Below are 23181 nucleotides of genomic sequence, written 5' to 3' on the forward strand. Positions count from 1 at the left end.
TTTTTTTTTGCGCTTTATTTTCCCCCCCCAAACAAAAAAAATTTTTTTTTTTTTAAAAAAAACCCCCCCCCCTTGGCCCGTGTGTGTTTTTTTTTTTTGGGGGGGGGGGGGGGGGGGCCCCCCCCCCGAAACTCTAAAATAGCGAGTGCGAAAAGCGGGAAACAACTCTTGAAAAATTTATTCAAGATCTACGAACACCCGCAATCTTTATCGCATCCGTTTCTTTTGGAACTGAACTTTTTCGGTGCAAAATTCTTTTTCAATATTCTGAATAAAGAGTAGCACGCGAATGCAACGATAAGTAAGACAATGATATATTGTAAAAGTAAGGAAGTATCCATTATTTTAAAATCTGATAGGCTATCATCGACACAAAATATGCCAAACCGGTCATCATTGCCACCTGTAAGCCGGTCCATTTCCAGCTTTTGGTTTCTCTGTAGACTACTGCAAGTGTAGAAACACACTGCATTGCAAATGCGTAAAATAAGAGGACGGAAACTCCGGTTGCAAAGCTGAATACTTTTTCGCCGTTCGGTTTTACATCGCGTCTCATTTTATCTATTACTTTTACTTCAGGAGCATCATCTTCAAGACTGTACAAGGTAGACATAGTTCCTACAAACACTTCTCTTGCCACGAAACTTGTCAGAATTCCGACGCCCATTTTCCAGTCGTAGCCTAAAGGAGCAATTACCGGCTCAATTCCTTTTCCCATTTTGGCAAGGTAAGAATGATCCAATTCCACATTGGTTGCCACAAACTGATCCGGCTTCTGTTTTGGACCGAAATAGCTTAAAAACCAGATGATGATGCTTACAATGAAGATAATCTTTCCGGCTCCGGTAATGAATTCCCATACTTTGCCTAAAACCATTTTAAAATCGTAGGCAAAGAGCGGTTTTTTATAGGTCGGTAAATCCATCACAAGATAGGTTTTTCCTTTATTTTTAATAAATCTTTTGAGAATAGCTGCGGAAAATAATGCGACTAAAAATCCAAGTAAATACATTCCCATTAAAACCAAAGCTTTGTATTTTATTCCTAAAAACGTTCCGTCTGAAATAATAAGCCCGATGATGATGCTGTACACCGGAAGTCTCGCAGAACACGTCATAAAAGGTGTTACTAAAATGGTAAGCAGCCTTTCTTTTAAATTTTCGATATTTCTTGTTGAGATAACTGCCGGAATTGCACACGCTGTTCCGGAAACCAAGGGAACAATACTTTTACCGTTCAGTCCGAAAGGTCTTAAAATACGGTCCATCAGGAAAACGACTCTCGCCATATATCCCGAATCTTCCAAAAGATAAAGGAAGTACAGTAAAATTCCGATCTGTGGTGCAAACACTACAATTCCGCCGATTCCCGGGATAATTCCGTTTGAAATCAATGAATTAAGTGGTCCTTCAGGTAAATGTTCTGAAGTGAAAGCTGCTAACCAGGAGAAGAAACTGTCGATCCAGTTCATCGGATATTCGGCTAAGAAAAATACACTCTGGAAAATGATTAATAAAATCAAAAGGAAAACGACGTATCCCCAGAATTTATGAACCAATATTTTATCTAATTTTTCTGTTAAAAGTTCTTTGAACTGCGGTTTTTTAGAAATAACATCAGACAGAATTTTATCTGCATGCTGATATCTTCTTACCGTTTCCTGCACCTGCAGTCTTTTTGGAACCAGACTTTTGGAGTCCGGCTCGTTGATGAGTCCTACAATAGATTCCAGCTTCTCCAGATCTGTTCCCAGAGAAAGGCTCATCCATGCTTTATATTCGTTTTCAAATCCTTTATGAAGGGATAATTTTCTGATGAAATCTTTGTGTTCGGAAGGAGTTTCAAAAGAAATTTTCTCGGTTGTTACAAATTGATTAAGATGAATGGCTTCTTTTACTTCTTCAATCCCGATCTGTTCTTTAGCATTGGTCTCAAAAACTTTTATCCCTAAAGACTCAGATAATTTTTCAATATTGATGGTAATTCCTCTTCTTTCTGCCTGATCAATCTGATTAACCACCAGAATCATCGGAATTCCCAAATCCTGAATCTGCTGAAACAAAAGAAGTCCCCTTTTTAAGCTTAATGCTTCGAGAATATAGATAACTCCGGCATAATTTTGCTGTTCATCAATAAGAAATTTAGAAAAAATAGCCTCATCTTCCGAGCTTGGATAAATACTGTAAGAACCCGGCAGATCGATAATTTCAACTTCTTCGTTCTTATAACTGTATGTTCCGGAATGGCTTGCTACGGTAACTCCCGCGTAATTTCCGGTCTTTTGCTTTTTATTGCTTAAGGCATTGAAAACCGTAGATTTTCCGACGTTTGGATTCCCGACTAAAAGGATCTGTTTTTTGTGAGCGCTCTGCATTAATTCAATTCTTCAACGATGATATAATCTCCTTCTTCTTCACGAAGAGCAATACGGCTTTTTTCATCACCAAATTCCACATACATCGGACCACTGAACGGCGCCTGATACAAAATCCTGAAGAAAGTTTCCGGAAGAAGCCCCATTTCGATGATCTTGTTGGGCATTTTCAGGCTGTCGTTATCATATCCTACTATTTTCCCCAGTCTGTTTTTGGGAAATCCGCTCAACTTATGTAAATCCTTATGTTTCAAAGCCGATATTTTTGTAAGTGCAAATATACGCTATTTAAATTTAATCTAAATAACGTATATCATGAAAAAAATCAACCCAAATGCTTTCACGCATTTGGGTTGATTCAAATATAATTTAGTAAATATGAATGTTACTTTTTCTTTTTGTCTGTAGAAGCAGACTGGGTAAGTTCGATCGGGTTGTTGTTTGCGTTGAAGAAATCTTTATACATTTTCTCCTGCTTTTTCATCATATCCCCTATTGTTCCGTCCATTCCCGGAATTGTTTTAGACATAATCTCCTGCGTCATCATCGGTCTTGCCGTAGCGAAAGGATCTTTCTTGAACTCGTTAAACGTTTTCTCGAATTTTTCCCGCGGCATTTCTGTTACTTTTAAGCTCATGTTGGAAATTTTTTCTGCATAAGAAAGTTCTTCCCAGTTCTGTACCTTTCTGTTTCCCTGAAGCACCCAAGAATAGTTTTTTGCATCGTCTTCTATTTTAACGATCAAGCCCGGAAGTCCTGAAAACTTATACGGACCATCCTGAAAAGGCAGTTCTGTGGTAAACCATGCTGTCCATTTTCTTCCTCCGAATTCAGCCGTAGCTTTCTGAGCATTGTAAGCTCCTATTTTTTCTTTTTCGTTAGAAATTTTCCAGTCGAATTTCGGAGTTTCTGTGTAGGCAATTCCCATTGGTGAAAATCCGCTTGCTATTCTTTCGATGTACTGGATTTTCATATCAGGATATGTTTTAACCACTTTTTCTGAGAATTTCGGCATCCTGATAGATTTCGACATATCTTTAAATACTCCCGATTTCTGCATTGCTTCAATCTGAACTTTCATGATAGAATCCTGCGCAAGCATGGTGTAATCTCTGTAAACGGATCTGTCTTTCACGATGTCTAAAACCGTCATTACTTTTTCCAGTTTTGCAGAATCGCTTTTCGGCTTGAAAGTAAGTTCATAAAAAAAACGGTTAGCAGTTTCTTTAGAATCTTTATCCTGTGCACTTAAGAAAGCAAAAAATGCAACCAGAAATATTGAAAATAGCTTTTTCATTTTAAATAGAATGTTTATACAATTAGTTATCAGTTTAGGATTTTTGTTACAGATTTTTTTTAATTTGTTTTTGATTATTCTTTTATCAAATAAAAAAACCAGCCTTTGAAGACTGGTTTTGATTTTATTTAAAGTTAAACTTTACAGTAAACATGACCTGACTCGGACGGAGCTGAATTCTTGTGTAATTGGTATTTGTTGCATTAATTTCATAGGTTTCAAATACTCTTTTATTCGCGATATTCATCCATTTTAATTCAAAATCAATTTTCTTTTTAGCCCATGTGAACTGATAAGAAAGATCGTAGAATCCGTTGTGGTATTTCTGATCTACCGCATTGGTGTTCACCTGATCCCAGTTGAAGCCGATGGTATGGTTTTCTATCGGATAGAAGAAAAGTCCTAAGTTATGGGTAAATCCTTTTCTTGCAGCATCAGAAACTACTCTTCCAGTACTTGTCTGCTTTGTTCTTGAGAAACTTGCATTATAATCAATGCTCATCCAGCTAAAATAAGTGTTGTTGAACTTTACGCCAAATGACTGACTGTTATTCTTGTTCGTGTAGGAAGCATTATCCAGAAAAGCATCAGATTTTGCTGTATTATTGCTGTAGCTGACGGAAGCATTCGTTTTAAACTTCGGAAAATATTTTCCCACTTCCAGGTTATATCCATTATTTAAAACATGGTTGTCCTGCTCTTTATACTGCATGATAGTATATCCTGCTTCGTTGATTGTAGGATTGGAAATTAAGTTTCTCTTTGCATCAGAAAATCTGTAGTTGATGTTAAAGAATAAATTATTTAACGGATTTCTGTATTCTATTCTCGTTCCGGCAGATTTATTATTATTCTGAGGAATCGGATTATTAATATCCATCGCACTGATTCCCGCCGGAGAAGTCATTAAAAACCCTGAATAGGCTGTGTTTATTTCTCCAAAATTATTATTCACATTAGCATTTACGGAAGCTTTCCAGAAAGAAGCAAAGGTATATTGCGCAAAAATACTTGGCTCAAATGTCACTTTATTTACTTCTTTGGAAACCAGTCTTATCGGATCATCTGCTTTAATATTATTCGAGTTCACCGGGAAATTAGCATACAACATCCACGAATCACTTTTATAATTCACCCCTAAACTTCCATAAGGTGTTGCAGTGGTATAACTTAAGTCATTACTGTATTTAGAAGCAGGTGTAGGATCTGGACTGGTAAAAGGATTGGTTATAATATTTGACAAACCAGAAACTAAATCGGTCGATTTAAAATTGAATCCAACTTCCGGAGTAAATGTCCATCCTTTTGTAGAAAAACCAATATTGGCAGAATGATTCGCCTCAAAAGTTTTAAGTCTTAAATTCTGTCTCACAAAATCTGTAGAAGTAGTAAGAAAGCCAGGAATTGCGAGATAGGAAGCCGGTGAAACATCCAAAGTCTGTCTGTCTGTCTGATAACTGATGTACGATAATACATTTACCATTTTTTCTTTCCAGGGAACAATAGTACTCAATGAGTTTTGGAAAGAGGTTGTAGGCGATTCCACCGCTTCATCTCCATGTGCCGTATAACTGCTTGCAGAACCTTTTACAGTTCTGTCAACAATTCCTCTGTCGGCGTTCCAGTACTGAGAAAAACTTGTGGTATTTTTAAAGAATCCCTTTTTTGCATTTTTGGTAAAAATTAATTCTCCTTTTGCTTTGTCTGTATAGAAATTATTGCGGATATTCTGCAATATAGTAGATGCCTGTCTGTTAGGCGTTGCAAATAATTCCTGCTCATTATAAGACTCTCTTTCCACTGCATTATTTGTATAATTGGCGTTGGCTTTGAGTTCCCATTCTTTTTTCTTGTCGATATTGGTCAGGTAATTTGCAGATACGTAGTGAACACTGTTCATGAGATATCTTTTTACCGGAAGATTCGGGGTACTTGCATTTTCTACATTCAGCCAGTCGTTTTGGGTTGCGTTGATTCTTCTTCCTTCAAATCTGTTTCCGAAAGACAGAATATTTCCTTCGTTTTCTACCTGTTCTCCTGTGTTATTCGATTTGTAATTAACCACCCACTGACTTTTCTGCCCGAAGAACATCGGCGTAAGTTTTACATTCCATAAAAGCGGACTTCCTCCTACTCCTACTTCTCCTCTTCCCGTCATGGTCACCGAATTTTTCAGTTTGATGTTGATGGCTGCCTGATCGGAAGGCACTTTATCCTGTAAGATTTTTACGGGTTGGTGATTTTCAAGAACCTCAACTTTCTGTACCGCATCTTTCGGAAGTGAGTTGTTTATGGTTCCATATCCTCCTTCCATTAAGTCTTTTCCGTTGACGTAGAATTTATTGATCGCATTTCCCTGATAAAGAATCGTTCCATCTGTATTAACTTCAATTCCCGGCATTTTTTTCAAAACATCGGCTAATGTTCTGTCGCTCTTGCTGTCGAATGCTTTAAGATCGTAGGAAATGGTGTCTCCTCTTGCCGTAACCATTTTTGTTTTAAGTTTCACTTCCTTAATTTCCGTAGCCTCAGAATCCATTTTGAAGTTGAGCGTCTGATCGCTGTTGCTTATCTGCTTCGTTAAAGGTCTCTGGTTAAAAGCCTTTACTTTAAGGTCTACATTGGATTCTCCTGAAGTGAAGGTGACTTTGTATTCTCCTTTCGAGTTGGTAATTCCATAGGCAAGAATGGCATCTTTTCCCGGCTCTTCCACCGTTACACTTGCACTTGGGATTCCAACCCCGTCTTCATCCGTGATCTTCCCCGAAACCGTTTTCTGTGCAAAAGCGATCACAGAGAAAAAAATCATCAGGAATAAAGATATTCTCTTTTTCATAATTTATTATTTGCTTAATTAGTTAATGGTTAAAGCGTTTTGTTACACGAGTATAAAGATTGTATTTAAGCCCAAAAGTTAAACCTCTTTTTTATCACTACAAACATAGTGATATTTTTTTGATGTGTTGAACTTTATTTTTTAAAGGAAAAATTTTTCCCGAATGAAAAATTTTCTTTTGATTTTGTTATTAAGCCATATTTCATGAAAAGACTGAATTTTTGAAGTGTTTTATTATTAATTCTTTGGCTAATTGTATACATTTGTAAAAAACAATTTCATCTATGGGAGTAGGAACTAATCTTAAAAGGCTGAGAAGCAAAACCAAATTTTCTCAACAGGAAATTGCCGATATGTTGGGATTAGACAGAAACACATATACCAACTGGGAGAATGAAGCAACTGATATTAAGTCTCAATATATTCCGAAACTTGCCGAAATTTTTCAGGTGAAAATTCAAGACCTTTTTGAAGATGGTCAAAAATCAACAGTTTCAAATTCACAGGACAATTTTGAAATGCACGATAATTCGATTGGTCAAAAAGATTTTCAGCAGGGAATCATTATCAATATTACAGATTCTGAAGCAGCAAAAGTAATCAGTTCTCAGCTTGAAGAACTGATCAAAAGTCTGAAAAAATAAGTCGTTTTTTTATCTAACATTTGTGTTTTGAGCCTTAGTTTTAAGACTCTTTTGTTTTATTATTTCGCAGGGAAGTAAAGTATTATTCAAAAGGTTTTAATTCCAGAGGATTGTTATACATTACTTTTTTCTTATCAAACATTGCCTGTGATTCTTTTCTCATTTGTTCATCCATTTGAGGAAATCCCATGAGTGTAAATTCCATATTATATTTTGCCTGTAAATAATTCTTTTTGCTCATTAATTTAAATGCCGAAAGATTGAAGGTAAATTCTTTAGAGTTTTTTTCAACTTTGGTTGCTGTAAAATGATAATCATCTCTCGTATCATACAACTCAAAAACTAAACCCGGTAAGCCTGTAAATTTATAGGGTCCCAAAGATTGAGGATAATCTTTCGAAAAATAAGCAATCCATCTTCTTCCAAACTTGTTTGTAGCTGCCATTTGGCATTTTACACCGTTTATAATTTTTGTTTCACTATATAAAACCCATTGGATTGTTTCTGGCTCTTCATAACGTATCTTTGAGCTCATCGCTATGGTATAAACAGTAGTTTTACTATTTATTTTAATTATTCTTTCTTGAAAATAATCACTTATTATTCTCGTATCGATTGCTCCTTTAGCCTCATATTGACCAGTATCATTCAAATAATTTTGTGCAGCTCCAAAATAATAATCCTGCGAATTTCCTACTAAAACAAACCGCTGGTTGTGATAATATTTTTCTCCCAATTGAAGCTTAGAATCATATGTTACTTTTATGGTTGGATTAAATGATATCTTTTGAGAAAATATTATGGCAGAAATTGATAACGTAATAATTAAAAAAAATTTTTCCATAGCAATATTTGATATTAAAGACAGGCAGAATTACTTCTGCCCATCCAAATTAATTTAAGGATTAAGAACTACATTTGGTCTTACTCCACACTCTATTTCATTTATTGAGGCAATATAACTTTGCATATCACTATTACTCCAGTTACCTGTAAATGTTGTATAATGTTTAACTCCACAAGTTGAAGTCCAAACAGCCTGAAGTGTTTTCGCAAACGCCATCACTGAAATACCCATCATGGCGCTGAATAAAATTTTCTTTTTCATAAAATTTGTTTTCTTTTAGAATCGTTAATAATTAATTTTTCCCTAACTATACAATTTTGCCTAGAATAAATGTACAGTTCGGATGATGCATCATGATGACTTTAAAGAAATACATCTTACGGTAGGGCACCGAAAAATGTTTCGCGAATTTCTCATTGTGTCATATCATAAAATTATGAATAATCCTGTAAAGTTATTGCATAAGAAAATCAGCAAATTACGCCGTATTTATTGGGTAGGAAAAAAAATATTTTTTATTTGAAAATTAATAAAATTCATCAAAATTTATTTTGTGTTTTATATTTAAATACCATCAACAGTATTTTATAGAATGGTATAGAAAAAATTCTATACTTTTAGCTTATAATATTCACTTACAGATAAAAATCAGTTATAAATATTTTTTTATTTTAGCGGGAAGAAATGAATTTTTATTCATCAAATTGTGTTTTTACCCTGCAATTCTTTTTTGCAGGGTGTTTTTTTTTGCCTTTAAGATTATTTTTCAGTTTTTTATTTAGTCTAAATAGTTAAAAATGATTTGAATCATAGATTAAAAAAAGCTTAAATCTGTTAACATATATTTTTATTTAATAATTTTGTAACATTAAATTTTTAAGAAGATGGGAATCAATTTAAAGCCTATAGATATTGTAGATGATATTACTCAGGAAGAATTCATTGAAAAGTATCTGAAGCCGAGAAAACCTGTTGTCATTAAGAACATGGCAAGAAAATGGCCAGCGTACCAGAAATGGACTATGGAATACATGAAAGAAGTAGTAGGCGATGTGGAAGTTCCGTTGTACGACAGTTCGAAAGCAGATCCTGCAGCTCCCATTAATGCTTCTGCAGCCAAAATGAAATTCGGAGATTATATAGATCTTATCCAGAGAGAACCTACCGATCTTAGAATTTTCCTTTTTGACCCGATAAAATTTGCCCCGAAACTTCTTGAAGATTATATTTCTCCTAAAGAATTAATGGGAGGATTTCTGGACAAATATCCCAATATGTTTTTCGGAGGTAAAGGTTCTGTAACGTTCCTGCATTTCGATATTGATATGGCGCATATTTTCCACACGCACTTCAACGGAAGAAAGCATATTCTTCTTTTCGATTATAAATGGAAAGAGAGACTTTACCAGATTCCTTATGCAACGTATGCGCTGGAAGATTATGATATTGAAAATCCTGATTTTACAAAATTCCCTGCCTTAGACGGTGTAGAAGGTATTGAATGTTATCTTGAACACGGAGACACTTTGTTTATGCCAACCGGATGGTGGCACTGGATGAAATATCTGGACGGAAGTTTTTCTATTTCCCTGAGAGCTTGGGACAAATCCTGGGCGGTGAAGGCACATTCTTTATGGAATCTTACGGTGCAGCGTAAATTTGATGACATCATGAAGAAGAACTTCAAGAAAAAATACATGGACTGGAAAGAAAAAGTGGCTGTAAAAAGAGCAGAAATTGCTTTGAAAAGAGGCTTACCAAGATAAAAAAAAGACGTTTCGGCTGAAACGTCTTTTTTATTGATTAAAATTACCTGATTATTTTCTCAATATTTCCTTTTGCACAGTTAAAAGCTTCTTCTGCTTCTTCGTAAAATATCTTCATTGAGATCTCAAACCCGCTTGCCATAAAAAAGGTAACGTGACCTTCAATATTGTAGCTCAAAAAGCCAATATGGTTTACATTAATTACCAATGGCTGCCCCATAACCTTTGCTCCTTCCAGTGCATTGGGCTTTTTAACATGGATAACGCTCGACGCTTTAACATAAATCAAACCGTCTGATGTTGTTTTAATTATATAAGCCATGAACTATTTTTCTGTAAAGGTATCAAATAAAACCACATGAAAAAATCCCCGGAATAACCAGGGATTTAGTCAAAAGTATTAATATTTATAGTGATTGGTGTTTTTCCTGTAATTAGTGATAAAAAATATTCCCGAATTGCTCCGGGAAATATTTAAGATCCCTTATTTGTTAATTTTTTAATAGTTGCAATTAGGTATTCAACTACTATGCCAAGAATAAGAAATAACTGAAAAAAAATATTTTTTTTGTTTTTGATACCTCATTAGAAGATTTACCCTAAAACCGGCATATTTTTAGATTAGCTCACTGTAACACACCAAAAATATACATATATGAAAGCAACTGCACAATCTGAGAACATCAACTCTCACTTCAACAGGGAAGTTGAACGTCAAAAGGCTCTTAAAGCTCTGGAAAAAGCAAAAAGCATTAAAAGAAAAGTTGTTTTTCTTCCGCAGGGAGCAACAGGGAATCTAAATTACAGAGATTCATTCTAAGTTTACTATCAAAAAAATAAGCTGCAGAAATTCTGCAGCTTATTTTTTATACCAGTTTAGTAAGTTCTTCTGCCAAAAGCTTTACCTGAAGCGGTCTTTTCTTTTTATCAACATCCAGTCTGTTGTAAAAACCGGTTTTCACGATCACCATATTTTTTTCGGGAACCATGATAATGAACTGCCCTAAAAAGCCGTAAAAAAATCTGTATTGATGATCACTTTCGTCATCTGCCCAAATAGTGTAGCAAAATGCATCGTTCTCTTTTGTGGGCGATAAAAGTTTTTCACAATATTCTTTACTGATGAGCTGTTTTCCTTCCCACTCTCCTTTCTGCATGATAAGCTGTCCGATTTTTGCGAAATCTCTTGGTATTGCATGGATACAGCAGAACGCTTTTTCAACGCCTTTTTCGTCGATGCTCCATTTTGCAGGTAATTCCATACCTAAAGGCTGCCATATTTTTTCTGAAAGATAAACTGCAAGATCTTTTCCCGTTGCTTCTCTTAAGGCAAGTCCTAATAATTGCGCAGCAACACTTTGATATTCATACTTTTCGCCCGGCATTTCCTTGAACCCAATTCCGAAAGCCTGTTCCGCAAGATCGTCTACAAAATACTGTCTGGAATTCTCTGCAAAAGGATGATGGTATTCTTCTTCCCAATCCAATCCCGCCTGCATCGTCATTAAATGTTTAAAAGTGAGATGTTTTCCGAAACGGCTGTTTTGGTATTGTGGAAAAACGGTGGAAATCAACTGGTTTTCAGATTCAATATATCCGTCATCAATCGCGCAACCCGTTAAGATTGAAAGAACGCCTTTCGCCATTGAAAAGGAATTCATTAAAGAAGAAGCATCATGATCTTTCCAGTATTCTTCGTGCAGGAGTTTTCCGTCGTGAATTACCAGAAGAGAAGATGCTCTTGTCTTTTTTAGCTCTTCCAGAACCCGTTCCGACAATTCTTTTTTATTGTAATTCCTGTCTTTTTTCCAGCGTTTCGGATGTCTGTTGTGAATAACCCGGGAAGGAAATTTTTCCTCATCGTCTATTGAAGGAGTAAAAGGTCCTTTTTTTAAGTTGATCGCTAAAGCTTTAAAAATATATCCGTATCCCGAAAGGAGAACCACAGCAACAAATGCTGAAATTCCTGCGATACCTGCGGTTAGAAGTTTCCTCATAGTAAGTTTGAAAAATTGATGTTCAGATAAAATCTTAATTATCAACCATTCAAAGTATATGCCGCCAATTTTATCGTTGGATTTTATTGTGCTGAACTGTTAACAAGCAATTCTTCCATATTTCGGGTGACTTCATTGCAGGAAAAACAGGCTTCTTTGCCGTCCTGAGAAAACCATCTGCACTGCGAACGGATCGGGCAAAAGCTAAGTTCAGTATTTTTTGGAAAATTCAGATCCTGAACTTTTTTGGATAAAGAACATCTTGATTCCTCATGATTCCATTGTCCGCATCCTTTTTCTACACATTTTCCGGTGAAACGGAATCGCTGCTCAAGGTTTTCATTCTGTTCAATAAAATCTTCTGTGACGGTAAGAGGGGTTATAAACTGTACTTTTCCGTCTTTATTGACGACTCCGAAAAGCTGCGCCCCAACTTTTCCAACGTAGCTGGGACACATCTTTTTTGAAGAGTTAAAACTAGCCTCCATAAGCTTTTATCTGATTATGGATTTCTGTAACCTGCTTGGTAAGATCGATTCCCGGCTTGAAAATAATGATTCCCCAAGGAAACCAGTCTTTCACCTTTAAGGGTTTAGTAAGTTCTCTGAAATTTCTGTGTGCTCCGAAAGCCTGAGTGTTGTCTACTTTGGACAGTTCGGAAAGCACTACATTCTGAATTCCTCTGTCGATGTTTTTTAGCTGTTCGTCGGTAAGGTCTACGCCTTCCAGTGAAACGAAAAATTGCTTTTTAGTTGCCATAAGTGTTGGTTTTATTGGTTTTAGTAAAGCAAATTTCGTCTGATAAAAATTAAATTCTATCAGTAAAAACAACAGTTCCGTATGTGAAAAATACGGAAATTAAATACTGATTATCAACAAATTAAATTCAAAAGCTTATAAGATTCTGTAAATCGGATATTGTCTGAATTTTTTTTCTTCGAAGTAAGGAGAATTTCTGTAGATCCAGTCGAGCTGGGCAGTTCCGTCGTCGGCAAATTTTTTGTCGGCTGCTTTTTTAGCTTCGAATTTCTGTTTTAAATCTTTATCTTTTTTCAGTAATTCTGCGGCGGTATCTTCGAAAATGTAAGCAGAATAGTATTCTTTCTGGGCTAAAATCCCGTCGAAGAAATTCCAGTTGAAAAAGGAATCCAGTGCTTCCGGTTCAAGGGTTTCAATGATGTATTTTACCCCTTCCTGATCGGTCGGAACCATGTAATCCCCTGCTGAAAAAGTTATCTTTTTATTCGCTTTATCTACGGTTGTTTCAAAATGGAGATAATGACCTTCATATGGATTTTTCACGGTTTTAAAATCATTGATTCTGTAAGACTCCACCGCAATCGTACTGTCTTTCTGAATCGGCTTCATCTGAATTTTATTTCTTTTAAATTCCTCAATAACACGGTATTGCGACTGTGGAATGATATAATATTTCGGAATGGTGATATAACCTGTAGGAACTGCGGTTGTAAACAGCCTGATGTTTTTCGTGAAGGGTTTGCTTCTGTCGTAATAAAGTCTCGGTTTTCCGGAAATTTCACTGGGTTTGTATTTTCCCTCAAAACCTTTGAAATCCATCGTTGTATATTTTGCAGAATCTATTTTCCAGCGGATTCCGTACTGTTTTCCGGCTTGGTACTGTTTTAAATTTTCAATTCTGAGTTGTTTTATTTTCTGATAATCCTGATCTAAATTCTGAAGGTTCACCAACATATATTTGTACGTTGCATCCACTCTTTTGTCGTAAGGTTTCAGCATATGCGTTTCAGGAACGGTTCCCAAGGAATTGAACAGCGAAGTATATCCTGTAGAATATCTCGGAGAATCTTCAAAAGAAGCAAAGCCAACTTCCGGAATATCGCCATGAATATTAACGTAAGGCGTACTTTCGTAACCCAGTTTTTTTAAGTCGCTTAAATTTTTCGCCTGATAGCTGTTATAAAAATATTCGCCCAAAATATTTCCCAGACGTTCTTTAAAGGTAGAAATATAAGTAAATGTATATTGATAATCTGCTCCGTTACTTACGTGATTGTCAATGAAAATATCGGGTTTCAGCCACTGATAAATTTCCTGAAAACTTCTGGCATTTTTAGTATCAGCTTTAATGAAATCTCTGTTCAAATCATAATTTCTGGCATTTCCTCTGAAACCATACTGTTCCGGACCATTCTGGTTGGCTCTGGAAAACGATCCGCGATTGAGCATTCCGCTTACGTTATACGCTGAAATGGCTGCGACAATGAAATTCTGTGGTGTTTTGATTTTCTGAGTTGCCAGATCTTTCATCAGCATCATGGTGGCATCGATTCCGTCCGGTTCGCCGGGATGAATTCCGTTATTGATGAACAAAACGGCTTTGTTTTTTCTCAATTTATCAAGGTCTTTTTCGGGAAAAGGGTTATAAATGACCACATAAATTGCTTTTCCATTATCGTCTTCTCCTTTTTTAAGATACTGAATGGTGTTGAAATTTTTAGCTAAATTCTGATAATAGCTGTTCATTTCATCATAAGTTACGGTCTGATTTCCATTTCCTTTTTCAAAAGGGGTCTGAAATTGATTCTGGGCAAAAAGAAATGAAGAAGTAAGCAACAGGAAAAGATATTTCAGTTTCATTGAGTGGTATTTTGGGCTTTAAAATTACTTAAAGTTTGTGAAACTGATTGTTCGCTTTTGTTCGGAAAGCTTATTATTCAGAACGGATTTACTCTATCGCAATTCTTTTTGTAAAAATAATACGTTTGAAATGATTTTTATTTATTGATATTATTGATGAAGATCGTTTTTGATTAGATTTATATTTTTAATTTTTTAACAAAAAACCCCTAAAAATTTGATGCTTTTAGGAGTTTTATATCTTTTTTAATTAAAGAGCATACCAGCGTCCGCATTTATTAACGCAAAATGGGTCTAGGTCAGGATTATTACCAGCAGCTTGAAGACAAGCTGCTTCAGTAGTATAATACGGACGACCTGAACTCCACCAAGATGCACATTCTGGTGTGATTCCTCCTTTAACAGATTTTAATTTTTCTCTAGAAATTTTCTTTAAATTTTTCATAATGATTTTGTTTAGTTTTTTCCTACTCTACACGTTTTTCGGATACCCCGTATTTAATACACTAATATATGAAATATTCGATATAAAAAATATTTTTTTTAATTATATTAATTTCTCAGTTGATTATTACTATTGTGAAATAAGCTTAACACTCAAAAAATCAGTCAACAAGACTTTATTTTGGGAAAGAGAGAAGATAATTCCGTCTTCATACATTTATTTATCCCAAAAGTCTTATTTAGAAAACCTATTGCTAATTTTACATTCTAAATGACTTTGCTCCTGCCGATTTTGCTGATGGCGCTGATTCTAAGTATCAAAAAAAAATCTTCCCAATTTAGAGAAGATATTTAGCGGTTTTTGGGTTTTACAGTATCGTTATTTCTGCCCTTTTCATCGGGATATAATGACGGAAGGGAATCGCTTTGCCAGAATTCTTTGGAATCGACATCCATGATTGTTAATGCTCCGGTGAATGCGGCTCCTGTATCTAAATTCCAGACATTGGCTTTGTTGATGGGTTGTTTACTCCCCAAATGCAGCGTTGGTGTATGACCGATGAAAATTTCATGGTATAAAAGCAGCCTTTTCGGATAAAATTCTGAGTCTTTTGCCAAGGTTTTATCCATTGCAACGGCTGTTTCCCACAATGTTCTGTCCCAGCGGTAATTGCTGGAATACACTTCTTTTTCGGGACCGTGCATGGACGAATAGCCTGCGTGAATAAACAGTCGGTTTTTATCGTCGACATAATAGTTTTTCATCCGCTGGAAAAACTCAAGATGAACTTCAATTTCTTCCAAAGAGAAATCTGAATAGCTTTCTACCGTACTTTTTCCGCCATTGAAAAGCCATACATCTTCACTTTTCCCGAAAGCAAGCCAGTCTTCCGTCCATGCATCATGATTTCCTTTAATGAAAATACATTCCTGCTTTTCGGCAAGTTCAATTAAAAACTGAATGATCTGCGAAGATTCGCTCCAGCCATCGACATAATCTCCAAGAAAAATCAAGTTGTCGTTTTCTGTAACAGCGGCTCTGTCCAAAACCTGTGTCAATGCTTTGAATCCTCCGTGAATGTCGCCTATTGCTAATGTTCTTTTCATTTAAATCTGTTGTGATAATTCGGGCAGGATTCCACAATTTCCATTGCTTCAACTAATCTGCAATTCTTATGTTCAACAATAAAATATAAAATACGTACGGTTCCCGCTCCTTTTCCAAATAATTCATTAACTTTTTCTTTTAAATCCTCTTTATCCGGAGAAAAGTCTTTTACGGCTTCATCAAATTCCTGAGCTGTCATTTCGAAATATATTCTGCATCCACAAAATCAGTCAGCCAGACTTTGTTTTCGGAAAGATAGAATACGATTCCATCTTCGTGCATTTTTCCTGTTTCTATGGTTAAAATGACTGGTTTTCCGTGACGCATTCCGACTTTGGTTGCGGTTTCTTTGTCCTGACTTAGATGAACGTGCTGTCTGTTTCTCTTTTCAATTCCTTTTTCAAAGATGGATGCAAGATTGGTTTCTGCGGTTCCGTGATAAAGAAATTCCGGTGGCTGTTGTGGTTTCAGCGCCAGATCAATATCAATTGAATGTCCCTGATTTGCGCGGATTCTGGTTTTATCCTCGTTTAAAATAAAGCGTTTTTTATCGTTGGTTTCTACGACCTCATCCAATTCTTCCAGTGTGAAAGCGCGATTTTGTTTTGCACATTTTTCCTGCAGTTCTTCCACATCTGCCCATCCGTTTTCGTCTAAATTCAACCCGATAACTTCGGGTTTGTGTCTAAGCACCAAGCTTAGGTATTTGCTTATTCTTTTTTTATGTTGTTCGTTCATTTTATTTCATATTTATTGTTTCTCCATTTGCATTATAATAATAATATTTAAATTCAAATTCATCAAAGTCTTTTAATACCGCTATCATATATACACAATTTAAACTTTGCTGAATATAGCTTTTAATAGCTTTTGGAAAATATTCTTCAAAATATCTTATATCATCTTCTCCGTTTTTATGACAGCAAATCATCAATTTTAGTTTAGCATCAGATTGTAATAGTTTTTCAAAATCATATCTAATATCATCATATCCATAACTCCATTCAGATTCCATAATGAATGGTATCTCAGAAAGGTAACCTTCATCATTATTTTTATACCAAGTTAAATCATATAGCCAAGCTGCATTAAAATTATCTGGACAAGGACACGGCAAAAAATCATAACTTTTCCCTAATTCTGAAAGTTTTTGAATAATATATTTTGTCCATTTTTTATTTCCAATATTATCTACATAATCTTTTTTTGCTAATTGATTTAATATATTTTCTATTTTTTGAGTTACCTCAATAGTATTAAAATTTGTTTCCATTTATTTCGTTATTTAATTTTTTCTAATTTCTCACACAATTTCTCAATATCCTCCTTTCTCGCCAAAACATCAATCCACTCTTTCGGAATACTTTCAAAACCATAATATATTCCGGCAATTCCGCCTGTGATAGCTCCCGTTGTGTCGGTATCCTCACCCAGATTGACGGCTTTTAAAACAGCTTCAGCATAATTTTCAGAGTTCAGGAAACACCATAATGAAGCTTCTAAACTGTGAAGAACGTAACCTGATGAACTTATTTCCTCTTCCTGTAAAGTATGCAATGGAGCAACATCATAATCGCCAACTTTTAATTCTAAAATCCGGTGAAATTTATTCATTTCGTGCTGTGAACAAACCGGATTGTTATCCAAAAATTCTTTGACATTCCTCTGCATGTTTCTGTATGCTTCCCATTTTTCTTTTTTGTTCAGGATTTCCAATGCCAGTTCAAGATAAATGAAACACGCCAAAACAGAACGGATATGTCCATGTGTAATGCCGGAAACATCTTTCACCGTATCAAAACGTTTTGTAATGGAAAAGTCTTTGATATAAAACAGCAACGGTAAAATTCTCATTAAGGAACCGTTTCCGTTATCAAATTCCGTTGTTCCACCACATAAAGTTGGGGAAACCCCTTTACTGATTCTATGGATTGCCTGTGAAGTGGCAATTCCGATATCGAAAACAGTTCCGTGAGGTGTCCAGATTTCTTTATTATACCATTGTAAAAATTTCAGCGCAATATCTTCTAAATCATACGTATTAGTAAGACTTTCTGCAAGACATAAAGCAAGAGAACTGTCGTCGCTCCACGTTCCCGCAGGTTGACGATGCGTTCCGAAAGCTCTCATGGTTGTCACCGGAGAACGTTTCAGTTGTTCTCTGCTCCTGAATTCCACCGGAACGCCTAAAGCATCACCCACACAAACTCCGAAAATTGCTGATTTTATAAGGTTATTCATTTCAGTTTCTCATTTAATTTTTCACACAATTTCTCAATATCCTCCTTTCTCGCCAAAACATCAACCCACTCTTTCGGAATACTCTCAAAACCGTAATATATTCCGGCAATTCCGCCTGTGATGGCTCCGGTTGTGTCGGTGTCTTCTCCTAAATTAACAGCTTTCAATACGGCTTCAGCATAATTTTCTGAATTCAGAAAGCACCATAATGAGGCTTCGAGACTGTCAAGAACGTAACCTCCTGAACTGATGGAATCTTCATGATATTCTGAAATATCATTCTTTAAAATCCTGTCAAAAAGCTGTATCTCCTTCAGGTTAAAGCCCTGAATTTCTGCAAATTGCAATACCGCTTTTTGAGTGTGATGATATGCTTCTTTTTTATCTTTTCCTTTGATTAATTCAATGGCAAAAATTATATAAATAAAGCAGGCAAACACCGAGCGAAAATGTCCGTGTGTGATTGCAGAAACTTCTTTTACCGTCTGATAAAGTTTTTCAATATTTTCTTCGTCCTTAAGGAAGAACGCCAACGGAAGTGTTCTCATTAAAGAACCGTTTCCGTTATCTTCTTCGAAAATATTTCCCGAAAATTTTGCGCTTTCTCCTTTTATTAATCTTGCGATAGAATGTCTTGTTGTTCCTCCAATATCGAATAATCTTCCGTGAGCCGTCCAATGTCCGTATTTTACCCACTTCACAAAGCTTTGCCCGATTTTTTCCAGATCATAACCTTTTGTGAGTTCGTCTGCAATGCAAAGCGTTAACGAACTGTCGTCGCTCCATGTTCCTTTCGGCTGGTTCCACGATCCGAATTCACGCATATTCTCAACAGGAAACGCCTTTAAAGTTTCTCTGGTTTTAAATTCTACTGGAACGCCCAATGCATCACCCACACAAACTCCGAAAATCCCAGATTTTACGATATTTTCCACTATGCAAGATTTACCAGTTTGTCAAAAAGCAGTTTCATTCCCTGCGTTGCGGTTTCTTTCATCACAACGGCTCTCTGTCCGTACCCGAAACCCGTTTCGTTGGGATTGATTACGATTAAAAGACAGTCATCCTTGATATCATGAATTAATCCCGCCGCAGGATACACCTGTAAAGACGTTCCGATTACTAAAAATATATCGGCTTCTTTTGCCATTTTCGTAGCTTCTCTCATCAGCGGAACGTCTTCTCCGAACCAAACAATAAATGGTCTTAACTGCGCTCCGTCTTCTGCTTTATCGCCGATGTTGATGTCATCTTTCTGCTCATATATCAGGTTTTTATCGCTGCAAGAACAGGATTTGAATAATTCGCCGTGTAAATGTAAAATATTGGTTGAGCCTGCTCTTTCATGCAGATCATCGATATTCTGGGTAATGATCTGAACTTCAAAATATTTTTCCAGTTCTGCCAATAATCGGTGTGCCTCATTCGGTTCTACTTCGTGAAGCTGTCTTCGTCTCTGGTTGTAAAATTCAAGGACTAAAGCTCTGTCTTTTCGCCATCCTTCCGGACTTGCTACGTCTGTGATGCTATGATTTTCCCAAAGACCGTCTCCGTCTCTGAAGGTTTTTATTCCGCTTTCGGCACTGATTCCGGCACCGGTTAATATGGTTAGTTTTTTCATTTGTTTTTTATTTTTTTTAACGCTAAGTCCGCAAAGTTTTTGTTTCAAAATGATCTCGCATATTTTCGTTCGCAAAGGCGTTTGACTCAGCAAATGAGCATTAATTTTATTCTTCTAATAATTTTCTGTAAATCTTTTCATTTTCATCATCAAAACATACGAAAATAACTTTTTCTATGATCTCCGATGTAAAGTTTTTCACCTCATCTATGGCAATTTTAGCAGCCAATTCTTTTGGAAACCGATAAATTCCCGTGCTTATGTTGGGAAAGGCAAAGGTTTTAACATTCAGACTTTCTGCTAATTTCAATGAATTTATATAACAATTTGCCAGTAATTTCGATCCTTTTTCTTCATCTCCATTCCAGACCGGACCAACGGTATGAATGACGTATTTCGCAGGGAGATTTCCGCCGGTTGTAACGACTGCTTCTCATGTTTTGCATTTGCCCTGTCGGTTTCGGATTTCTATACACTCATCAAGAATCTTTTTCCCTCCTGCCCGATGAATGGCTCCGTCTACTCCGCCACCGCCCAATAAGGAAGAGTTGGCTGCGTTAACGATAGCGTCTGCTTCTATTTTGGTGATATCGCCTTTTGTTAATTCAATGTTCATAAAATTTGCTTTTTTTCCAATCCTCAACATTCTTTGTCCAATCCGGAATTGATGCTTCATCGCAGCTTAAAATACTTATTCCTCCTGCCATTGCGCAGGTTGTATCTCTGTCACCTAACGCAGAAACTGTATTCCAAAGACATTCTTCAACATTGTTTCGGTATCTCGAAAGCATCCAGAGTACAATCGGAACGGTGTCCTGAGCGGTCATTTTTATTCCGTTTCCTAATGTTTTGACCAATAACTCGATGCTTGGATTTCCGTCTAAATATAAGGCTTTGTTTAGTTTACTTTTCATATCAGAATCCTTCAATTCAGACTGAATTTTTTGAATAAATTCCTGCTGATTCAACTGTATCAATCCTAATTTTTCCTGAATGACAAAAGCTGCGGCTAATGCAATGGCTTTCGTGCCTTCCATCGCTTCCTTGTTGGCATGGGTAACTTCACAGGACAGTTCTGCATTTCTTTTAAGCTGATCCAGTTCATCATAAAAATAAGCTCCGATTACAGAAGCTCTCATCGCTCCTCCGTTTCCCATAGAACCCTGTCCTCCAAATTTTGAATAAGAGACTTCTTTCCAGTTCTCACCATCCTTTACAGCTCTGAAATATTGATGCATTGAAGGTCCGTAACCTCGATTAATATCAAGATAATAATTTTGGGTAAACTCTTCCGCCAGAAAATCCTGATTGATTTGTCCGAATTTTTCCAATGATTTGAAAACAGCAATTGCCATAATGGTATCATCCGTAAAATCCAGAGCGCTTTCAGGAATGATTCTTTGATGGATGTATGTTCTGATTATACTTTCTTCACCAAAGAAGCTTTCGCCAAAAGCATCACCAATGGAAATCCCAGTAAGTGATTTTGAAGCGATTAAGAGTTTATCTTTCATTATTTTAACCTTAATTTCTTATTTAAATCCTCATCATCAAACAGCAACGGTTTTTCTTCCGGAAGAACTAAGTTATCTAAATCGTCATTCAAAACAAACTGATGCTGTTCTTTAACAAAATCTGAAATATCTTCAATGAAAAGGATGTCTTCTTTTGCAAAGGTTTTGATGAAATCATTTCTCAAACCAATCTGAATGGCTCTTCTTTCAAGTTTGTTTCCGAAAGGATCGTGATCCGGATCCCATTGCAGTCTCACAGAAGATTCTTTCACCTGATTCTGCCATTCTTCCCTTGAAATTCCTAATTTTTCATTGTATGAAGAATAGACTGCATTTTTCAGATAATTTTTAAATGCATCCATCTTCAGATGAATGGCAAGAACAGACTCCTGTCCTTCTTTTGTTCCCCAACCGTTTCGGAACATCATCCAAAGGAAGTTCGGTTTGATCCAGGTCATTCTCTCCAAACTGAATGCTCCGCCAAAATATTGATTTTTAACGGCAAATTGACCTATTTCTTTCCGATACGACTGGTAGACAATAATTTTATCTTCATCATACTGAGCCATGATATGATAGCCTTTTTCCGGCCAATCCTGTAGTTGTTCTTTATATTTTTTTAAATTGATTTTCATGATATTTCTTCAAACGGCTTTATCATTTCCTCCTTTTTCGAGAGAATGGCAAAGACCACTCTTTTAAATTTATTTTTATACTTCCCAAGAAGATGCTTTTTGAATAATTCGGCAATTTCTTTCGGATCATTTTTGAAAACTCCGCATCCCCAGGCTCCTAAAATTAAGGTTTCATTTCCTTTGTTTAAAGCTAAAGCGAGCATTTTATCTGTTCTTACATCCATTGCTCCGAAGATTTTGTGGGCTCTTTCCGGTTCCTGACGTTTCACAACGCCTGCGTTCACTGCGGGAGAGGTGATGAAATTGCAGAAAACAGGCTGATCCAGCAATTCTCCTTTGTCTTTTCTGAAAACAGGAACTTTCGGGCTGTAAATCATCATATCTGTATAAAAGCATGATTCCATCGCCCGATGGGTTTCGTAATATTCCCAACCCTGAAGCAGACTGTCGTGGAGTCCGGAAGTTCTAGCCAGACTTTCTTCCTGCGCTTCTGCTCCGTTAATGAAACCGCCACCCGGATTTTTTGCTGATGCAAAATTCAGGCACATGAGCTTCTCCTGATCTTCTTCTGCGGCTAACTGCAAAATGGCTTTCAGGGAACTGCATCTCCAGACTTCAAACTGAGTTTCGAAGTGGGTTTCCGGAAGTTCGTTTTCTGTCATTTCCGACAGTTCTTCCGAGGAATACAAAACGGTTTCTTTAATACAGGTTTCCATTTCGTTTTGGATGCTAATTTTTTCGTTGTTTTCGTTGATATAATATTTTTTAGCTAAGATTTCCAGGGTATCTTTCGCCATTCCTTTATTTGTCATTGTTAGTTTTTTAATGTTTATCAATAGATTTTCCAGTTGTTCATTTGCTGCTTTTTTGAAGTCTTTTCCCATGAAAACTTTCGTCACTTCAATACTTCCGATAATTGCCTGATTAAATTCTTCGAGCTCTTCGGAAGGAATCCAGAGTTCGTTGTGATTTCTTGCTCCCACGTTTTGTGAGGGATATTTGCTGACTACTTCCTCAGAAACTTCAAACTTTGTAACAAAACCGAGATAATTTCCGGCTTCGTCTCGTGTGTTCCATTTTTCTGCGATTTCGGAAGCGTATTCTTCATTCAGAACGGGGTAGAAAATCGGTTGCCAGTTTAATCTTGGAGGGAATTTTTTATAATTGCTTTCGATGATTAAGAGCATTTCTTTTTCTCCGACGGGTCTGTATAAAGTTGTTGTTTTCATGTTTTTTAA

Annotated in this window: 26 protein-coding genes and 1 pseudogene; 4 read left to right on the forward strand and 23 right to left on the reverse strand. The window is 36.2% G+C overall.

The genetic code is table 11. The features are described 5' to 3' along the window. On the forward strand, window positions 1–282 hold a 282-nt coding region (locus tag B0E34_RS21540), incomplete at its 5' end, for a hypothetical protein (protein ID WP_228423002.1). 58 nt (window positions 283–340) lie between these two features. Here B0E34_RS21540 and feoB read toward each other — a convergent pair. From feoB to B0E34_RS02880, 4 genes are all read right to left on the reverse strand, one after another. Beyond that, complete coding sequence (gene feoB, locus B0E34_RS02865) at window positions 341–2374, reverse strand: ferrous iron transport protein B (RefSeq protein ID WP_087706587.1); 2034 nt, start codon at window positions 2372–2374, stop codon at window positions 341–343. Further along, entirely contained in the window at window positions 2374–2628 is a 255-nt protein-coding gene (locus B0E34_RS02870) for a FeoA family protein (RefSeq protein ID WP_076391119.1), read from the reverse strand. The genes feoB and B0E34_RS02870 overlap by 1 nt, the downstream gene beginning before the upstream one ends. A 131-nt stretch (window positions 2629–2759) precedes the next feature. Next, window positions 2760–3671: a GLPGLI family protein gene (locus B0E34_RS02875; RefSeq protein ID WP_087706588.1), complete on the reverse strand. Its 912-nt coding sequence runs from the start codon at window positions 3669–3671 to the stop codon at window positions 2760–2762. Window positions 3672–3795: 124 nt separating this feature from the next. Continuing rightward, complete coding sequence (locus B0E34_RS02880) at window positions 3796–6507, reverse strand: TonB-dependent receptor (protein WP_087706590.1); 2712 nt, start codon at window positions 6505–6507, stop codon at window positions 3796–3798. Window positions 6508–6791: 284 nt separating this feature from the next. On the opposite strand from B0E34_RS02880, the gene B0E34_RS02885 reads away from it, so the two are divergent. After that, window positions 6792–7151: a helix-turn-helix domain-containing protein gene (locus tag B0E34_RS02885; RefSeq protein ID WP_087706592.1), complete on the forward strand. Its 360-nt coding sequence runs from the start codon at window positions 6792–6794 to the stop codon at window positions 7149–7151. An 82-nt stretch (window positions 7152–7233) separates the two neighbouring features. Here the strand turns inward: B0E34_RS02885 and B0E34_RS02890 are convergent, their stop codons facing one another. Both B0E34_RS02890 and B0E34_RS02895 read right to left on the reverse strand, forming a co-directional pair. Continuing rightward, entirely contained in the window at window positions 7234–7995 is a 762-nt protein-coding gene (locus B0E34_RS02890) for a GLPGLI family protein (RefSeq protein WP_087706594.1), read from the reverse strand. Window positions 7996–8049: 54 nt separating this feature from the next. Beyond that, entirely contained in the window at window positions 8050–8259 is a 210-nt protein-coding gene (locus tag B0E34_RS02895) for a hypothetical protein (protein WP_087706596.1), read from the reverse strand. Window positions 8260–8882: 623 nt separating this feature from the next. Between B0E34_RS02895 and B0E34_RS02900 the strand changes: the two genes are divergently transcribed. After that, window positions 8883–9764, forward strand: coding sequence for a cupin-like domain-containing protein (locus B0E34_RS02900; RefSeq protein WP_087706597.1), 882 nt, complete (start codon window positions 8883–8885; stop codon window positions 9762–9764). A gap of 43 nt (window positions 9765–9807) precedes the next feature. On the opposite strand, the gene B0E34_RS02905 is transcribed toward B0E34_RS02900, so the two are convergent. Next, the gene (locus tag B0E34_RS02905) at window positions 9808–10086 is read right to left on the reverse strand and encodes a hypothetical protein (RefSeq protein ID WP_087706599.1); all 279 of its coding nucleotides are present in this window, start codon (window positions 10084–10086) and stop codon (window positions 9808–9810) included. Window positions 10087–10419: 333 nt separating this feature from the next. Between B0E34_RS02905 and B0E34_RS21215 the strand changes: the two genes are divergently transcribed. Beyond that, window positions 10420–10584: a hypothetical protein gene (locus tag B0E34_RS21215; RefSeq protein WP_157967254.1), complete on the forward strand. Its 165-nt coding sequence runs from the start codon at window positions 10420–10422 to the stop codon at window positions 10582–10584. A 46-nt stretch (window positions 10585–10630) separates the two neighbouring features. Here B0E34_RS21215 and B0E34_RS02910 read toward each other — a convergent pair whose 3' ends face one another. The 16 genes and pseudogenes from B0E34_RS02910 to B0E34_RS02985 all read right to left on the reverse strand — a co-directional run bounded on the left by B0E34_RS02910 (window position 10631) and on the right by B0E34_RS02985 (window position 23172). Next, window positions 10631–11761 (reverse strand): serine hydrolase domain-containing protein, encoded by a 1131-nt coding sequence (locus tag B0E34_RS02910; protein WP_087706601.1) that lies wholly within the window; start codon window positions 11759–11761, stop codon window positions 10631–10633. A gap of 83 nt (window positions 11762–11844) precedes the next feature. Continuing rightward, on the reverse strand, window positions 11845–12219 hold the full coding sequence (locus tag B0E34_RS02915) for a hypothetical protein (protein WP_087706603.1): 375 nt from the start codon (window positions 12217–12219) through the stop codon (window positions 11845–11847). A gap of 19 nt (window positions 12220–12238) precedes the next feature. Beyond that, the gene (locus tag B0E34_RS02920) at window positions 12239–12520 is read right to left on the reverse strand and encodes a hypothetical protein (RefSeq protein ID WP_087706606.1); all 282 of its coding nucleotides are present in this window, start codon (window positions 12518–12520) and stop codon (window positions 12239–12241) included. A 135-nt stretch (window positions 12521–12655) separates the two neighbouring features. Then, a complete protein-coding gene (locus B0E34_RS02925; protein WP_087706608.1) occupies window positions 12656–14380 on the reverse strand; it encodes a M14 family metallopeptidase in 1725 nt (574 codons plus the stop codon). Between the two features lie 250 nt (window positions 14381–14630). Further along, window positions 14631–14825, reverse strand: coding sequence for a bacteriocin-like protein (locus tag B0E34_RS21090; RefSeq protein WP_123956519.1), 195 nt, complete (start codon window positions 14823–14825; stop codon window positions 14631–14633). A 350-nt stretch (window positions 14826–15175) separates the two neighbouring features. Then, on the reverse strand, window positions 15176–15931 hold the full coding sequence (locus B0E34_RS02930; RefSeq protein WP_087706610.1) for a metallophosphoesterase: 756 nt from the start codon (window positions 15929–15931) through the stop codon (window positions 15176–15178). Next, on the reverse strand, window positions 15928–16131 hold the full coding sequence (locus B0E34_RS02935; RefSeq protein ID WP_087706612.1) for a hypothetical protein: 204 nt from the start codon (window positions 16129–16131) through the stop codon (window positions 15928–15930). Before B0E34_RS02935 ends, B0E34_RS02930 begins: the two co-directional genes overlap by 4 nt. Then, a complete protein-coding gene (locus B0E34_RS02940) occupies window positions 16128–16670 on the reverse strand; it encodes an RNA 2'-phosphotransferase (RefSeq protein WP_087706614.1) in 543 nt (180 codons plus the stop codon). Before B0E34_RS02940 ends, B0E34_RS02935 begins: the two co-directional genes overlap by 4 nt. A gap of 1 nt (window position 16671) precedes the next feature. Beyond that, the gene (locus B0E34_RS02945) at window positions 16672–17205 is read right to left on the reverse strand and encodes a hypothetical protein (protein ID WP_087706615.1); all 534 of its coding nucleotides are present in this window, start codon (window positions 17203–17205) and stop codon (window positions 16672–16674) included. 8 nt (window positions 17206–17213) lie between these two features. After that, window positions 17214–18173 carry an ADP-ribosylglycohydrolase family protein gene (locus B0E34_RS02950; RefSeq protein ID WP_087706617.1) on the reverse strand — a complete coding sequence of 320 codons (960 nt, stop codon included), beginning with the start codon at window positions 18171–18173 and terminating at the stop codon, window positions 17214–17216. Next, a complete protein-coding gene (locus B0E34_RS02955) occupies window positions 18170–19108 on the reverse strand; it encodes an ADP-ribosylglycohydrolase family protein (protein ID WP_087706619.1) in 939 nt (312 codons plus the stop codon). Before B0E34_RS02955 ends, B0E34_RS02950 begins: the two co-directional genes overlap by 4 nt. Beyond that, on the reverse strand, window positions 19108–19794 hold the full coding sequence (locus tag B0E34_RS02960) for an SIR2 family NAD-dependent protein deacylase (protein WP_087706621.1): 687 nt from the start codon (window positions 19792–19794) through the stop codon (window positions 19108–19110). The genes B0E34_RS02955 and B0E34_RS02960 overlap by 1 nt, the downstream gene beginning before the upstream one ends. 106 nt (window positions 19795–19900) lie before the next feature. Further along, window positions 19901–20470 (reverse strand): annotated as a pseudogene (locus tag B0E34_RS21220) (O-acetyl-ADP-ribose deacetylase). Beyond that, window positions 20400–21308, reverse strand: coding sequence for an ADP-ribosylglycohydrolase family protein (locus B0E34_RS02975; RefSeq protein WP_087706627.1), 909 nt, complete (start codon window positions 21306–21308; stop codon window positions 20400–20402). The pseudogene B0E34_RS21220 and the gene B0E34_RS02975 overlap by 71 nt, the downstream one beginning before the upstream one ends. Then, window positions 21308–21943, reverse strand: a complete 636-nt coding sequence (locus B0E34_RS02980) for a DUF4291 domain-containing protein (RefSeq protein WP_087706629.1) — start codon at window positions 21941–21943, stop codon at window positions 21308–21310. Before B0E34_RS02980 ends, B0E34_RS02975 begins: the two co-directional genes overlap by 1 nt. Further along, window positions 21940–23172, reverse strand: a complete 1233-nt coding sequence (locus B0E34_RS02985; protein ID WP_228423003.1) for a TIGR02452 family protein — start codon at window positions 23170–23172, stop codon at window positions 21940–21942. Before B0E34_RS02985 ends, B0E34_RS02980 begins: the two co-directional genes overlap by 4 nt. Window positions 23173–23181: the final 9 nt, after the last annotated feature.

It is taken from the genome of Chryseobacterium mucoviscidosis, assembly GCF_002177115.1.
Lineage (GTDB): Bacteria > Bacteroidota > Bacteroidia > Flavobacteriales > Weeksellaceae > Chryseobacterium > Chryseobacterium mucoviscidosis.

What these genes read in the sequence shown, in the direction of transcription:
- feoB (WP_087706587.1), bottom strand. Translation starts at nt 2,374, where the DNA reads ATGCAGAGCGCTCACAAAAAACAGATCCTTTTAGTCGGGAATCCAAAC.
- B0E34_RS02875 (WP_087706588.1), bottom strand. Translation starts at nt 3,671, where the DNA reads ATGAAAAAGCTATTTTCAATATTTCTGGTTGCATTTTTTGCTTTCTTA.
- B0E34_RS02880 (WP_087706590.1), bottom strand. Translation starts at nt 6,507, where the DNA reads ATGAAAAAGAGAATATCTTTATTCCTGATGATTTTTTTCTCTGTGATC.
- B0E34_RS02885 (WP_087706592.1), top strand. Translation starts at nt 6,792, where the DNA reads ATGGGAGTAGGAACTAATCTTAAAAGGCTGAGAAGCAAAACCAAATTT.
- B0E34_RS02890 (WP_087706594.1), bottom strand. Translation starts at nt 7,995, where the DNA reads ATGGAAAAATTTTTTTTAATTATTACGTTATCAATTTCTGCCATAATA.
- B0E34_RS02895 (WP_087706596.1), bottom strand. Translation starts at nt 8,259, where the DNA reads ATGAAAAAGAAAATTTTATTCAGCGCCATGATGGGTATTTCAGTGATG.
- B0E34_RS02900 (WP_087706597.1), top strand. Translation starts at nt 8,883, where the DNA reads ATGGGAATCAATTTAAAGCCTATAGATATTGTAGATGATATTACTCAG.
- B0E34_RS02905 (WP_087706599.1), bottom strand. Translation starts at nt 10,086, where the DNA reads ATGGCTTATATAATTAAAACAACATCAGACGGTTTGATTTATGTTAAA.
- B0E34_RS21215 (WP_157967254.1), top strand. Translation starts at nt 10,420, where the DNA reads ATGAAAGCAACTGCACAATCTGAGAACATCAACTCTCACTTCAACAGG.
- B0E34_RS02910 (WP_087706601.1), bottom strand. Translation starts at nt 11,761, where the DNA reads ATGAGGAAACTTCTAACCGCAGGTATCGCAGGAATTTCAGCATTTGTT.
- B0E34_RS02915 (WP_087706603.1), bottom strand. Translation starts at nt 12,219, where the DNA reads ATGTGTCCCAGCTACGTTGGAAAAGTTGGGGCGCAGCTTTTCGGAGTC.
- B0E34_RS02920 (WP_087706606.1), bottom strand. Translation starts at nt 12,520, where the DNA reads ATGGCAACTAAAAAGCAATTTTTCGTTTCACTGGAAGGCGTAGACCTT.
- B0E34_RS02925 (WP_087706608.1), bottom strand. Translation starts at nt 14,380, where the DNA reads ATGAAACTGAAATATCTTTTCCTGTTGCTTACTTCTTCATTTCTTTTT.
- B0E34_RS21090 (WP_123956519.1), bottom strand. Translation starts at nt 14,825, where the DNA reads ATGAAAAATTTAAAGAAAATTTCTAGAGAAAAATTAAAATCTGTTAAA.
- B0E34_RS02930 (WP_087706610.1), bottom strand. Translation starts at nt 15,931, where the DNA reads ATGAAAAGAACATTAGCAATAGGCGACATTCACGGAGGATTCAAAGCA.
- B0E34_RS02935 (WP_087706612.1), bottom strand. Translation starts at nt 16,131, where the DNA reads ATGACAGCTCAGGAATTTGATGAAGCCGTAAAAGACTTTTCTCCGGAT.
- B0E34_RS02940 (WP_087706614.1), bottom strand. Translation starts at nt 16,670, where the DNA reads ATGAACGAACAACATAAAAAAAGAATAAGCAAATACCTAAGCTTGGTG.
- B0E34_RS02945 (WP_087706615.1), bottom strand. Translation starts at nt 17,205, where the DNA reads ATGGAAACAAATTTTAATACTATTGAGGTAACTCAAAAAATAGAAAAT.
- B0E34_RS02950 (WP_087706617.1), bottom strand. Translation starts at nt 18,173, where the DNA reads ATGAATAACCTTATAAAATCAGCAATTTTCGGAGTTTGTGTGGGTGAT.
- B0E34_RS02960 (WP_087706621.1), bottom strand. Translation starts at nt 19,794, where the DNA reads ATGAAAAAACTAACCATATTAACCGGTGCCGGAATCAGTGCCGAAAGC.
- B0E34_RS02975 (WP_087706627.1), bottom strand. Translation starts at nt 21,308, where the DNA reads ATGAAAGATAAACTCTTAATCGCTTCAAAATCACTTACTGGGATTTCC.
- B0E34_RS02980 (WP_087706629.1), bottom strand. Translation starts at nt 21,943, where the DNA reads ATGAAAATCAATTTAAAAAAATATAAAGAACAACTACAGGATTGGCCG.
- B0E34_RS02985 (WP_228423003.1), bottom strand. Translation starts at nt 23,172, where the DNA reads ATGAAAACAACAACTTTATACAGACCCGTCGGAGAAAAAGAAATGCTC.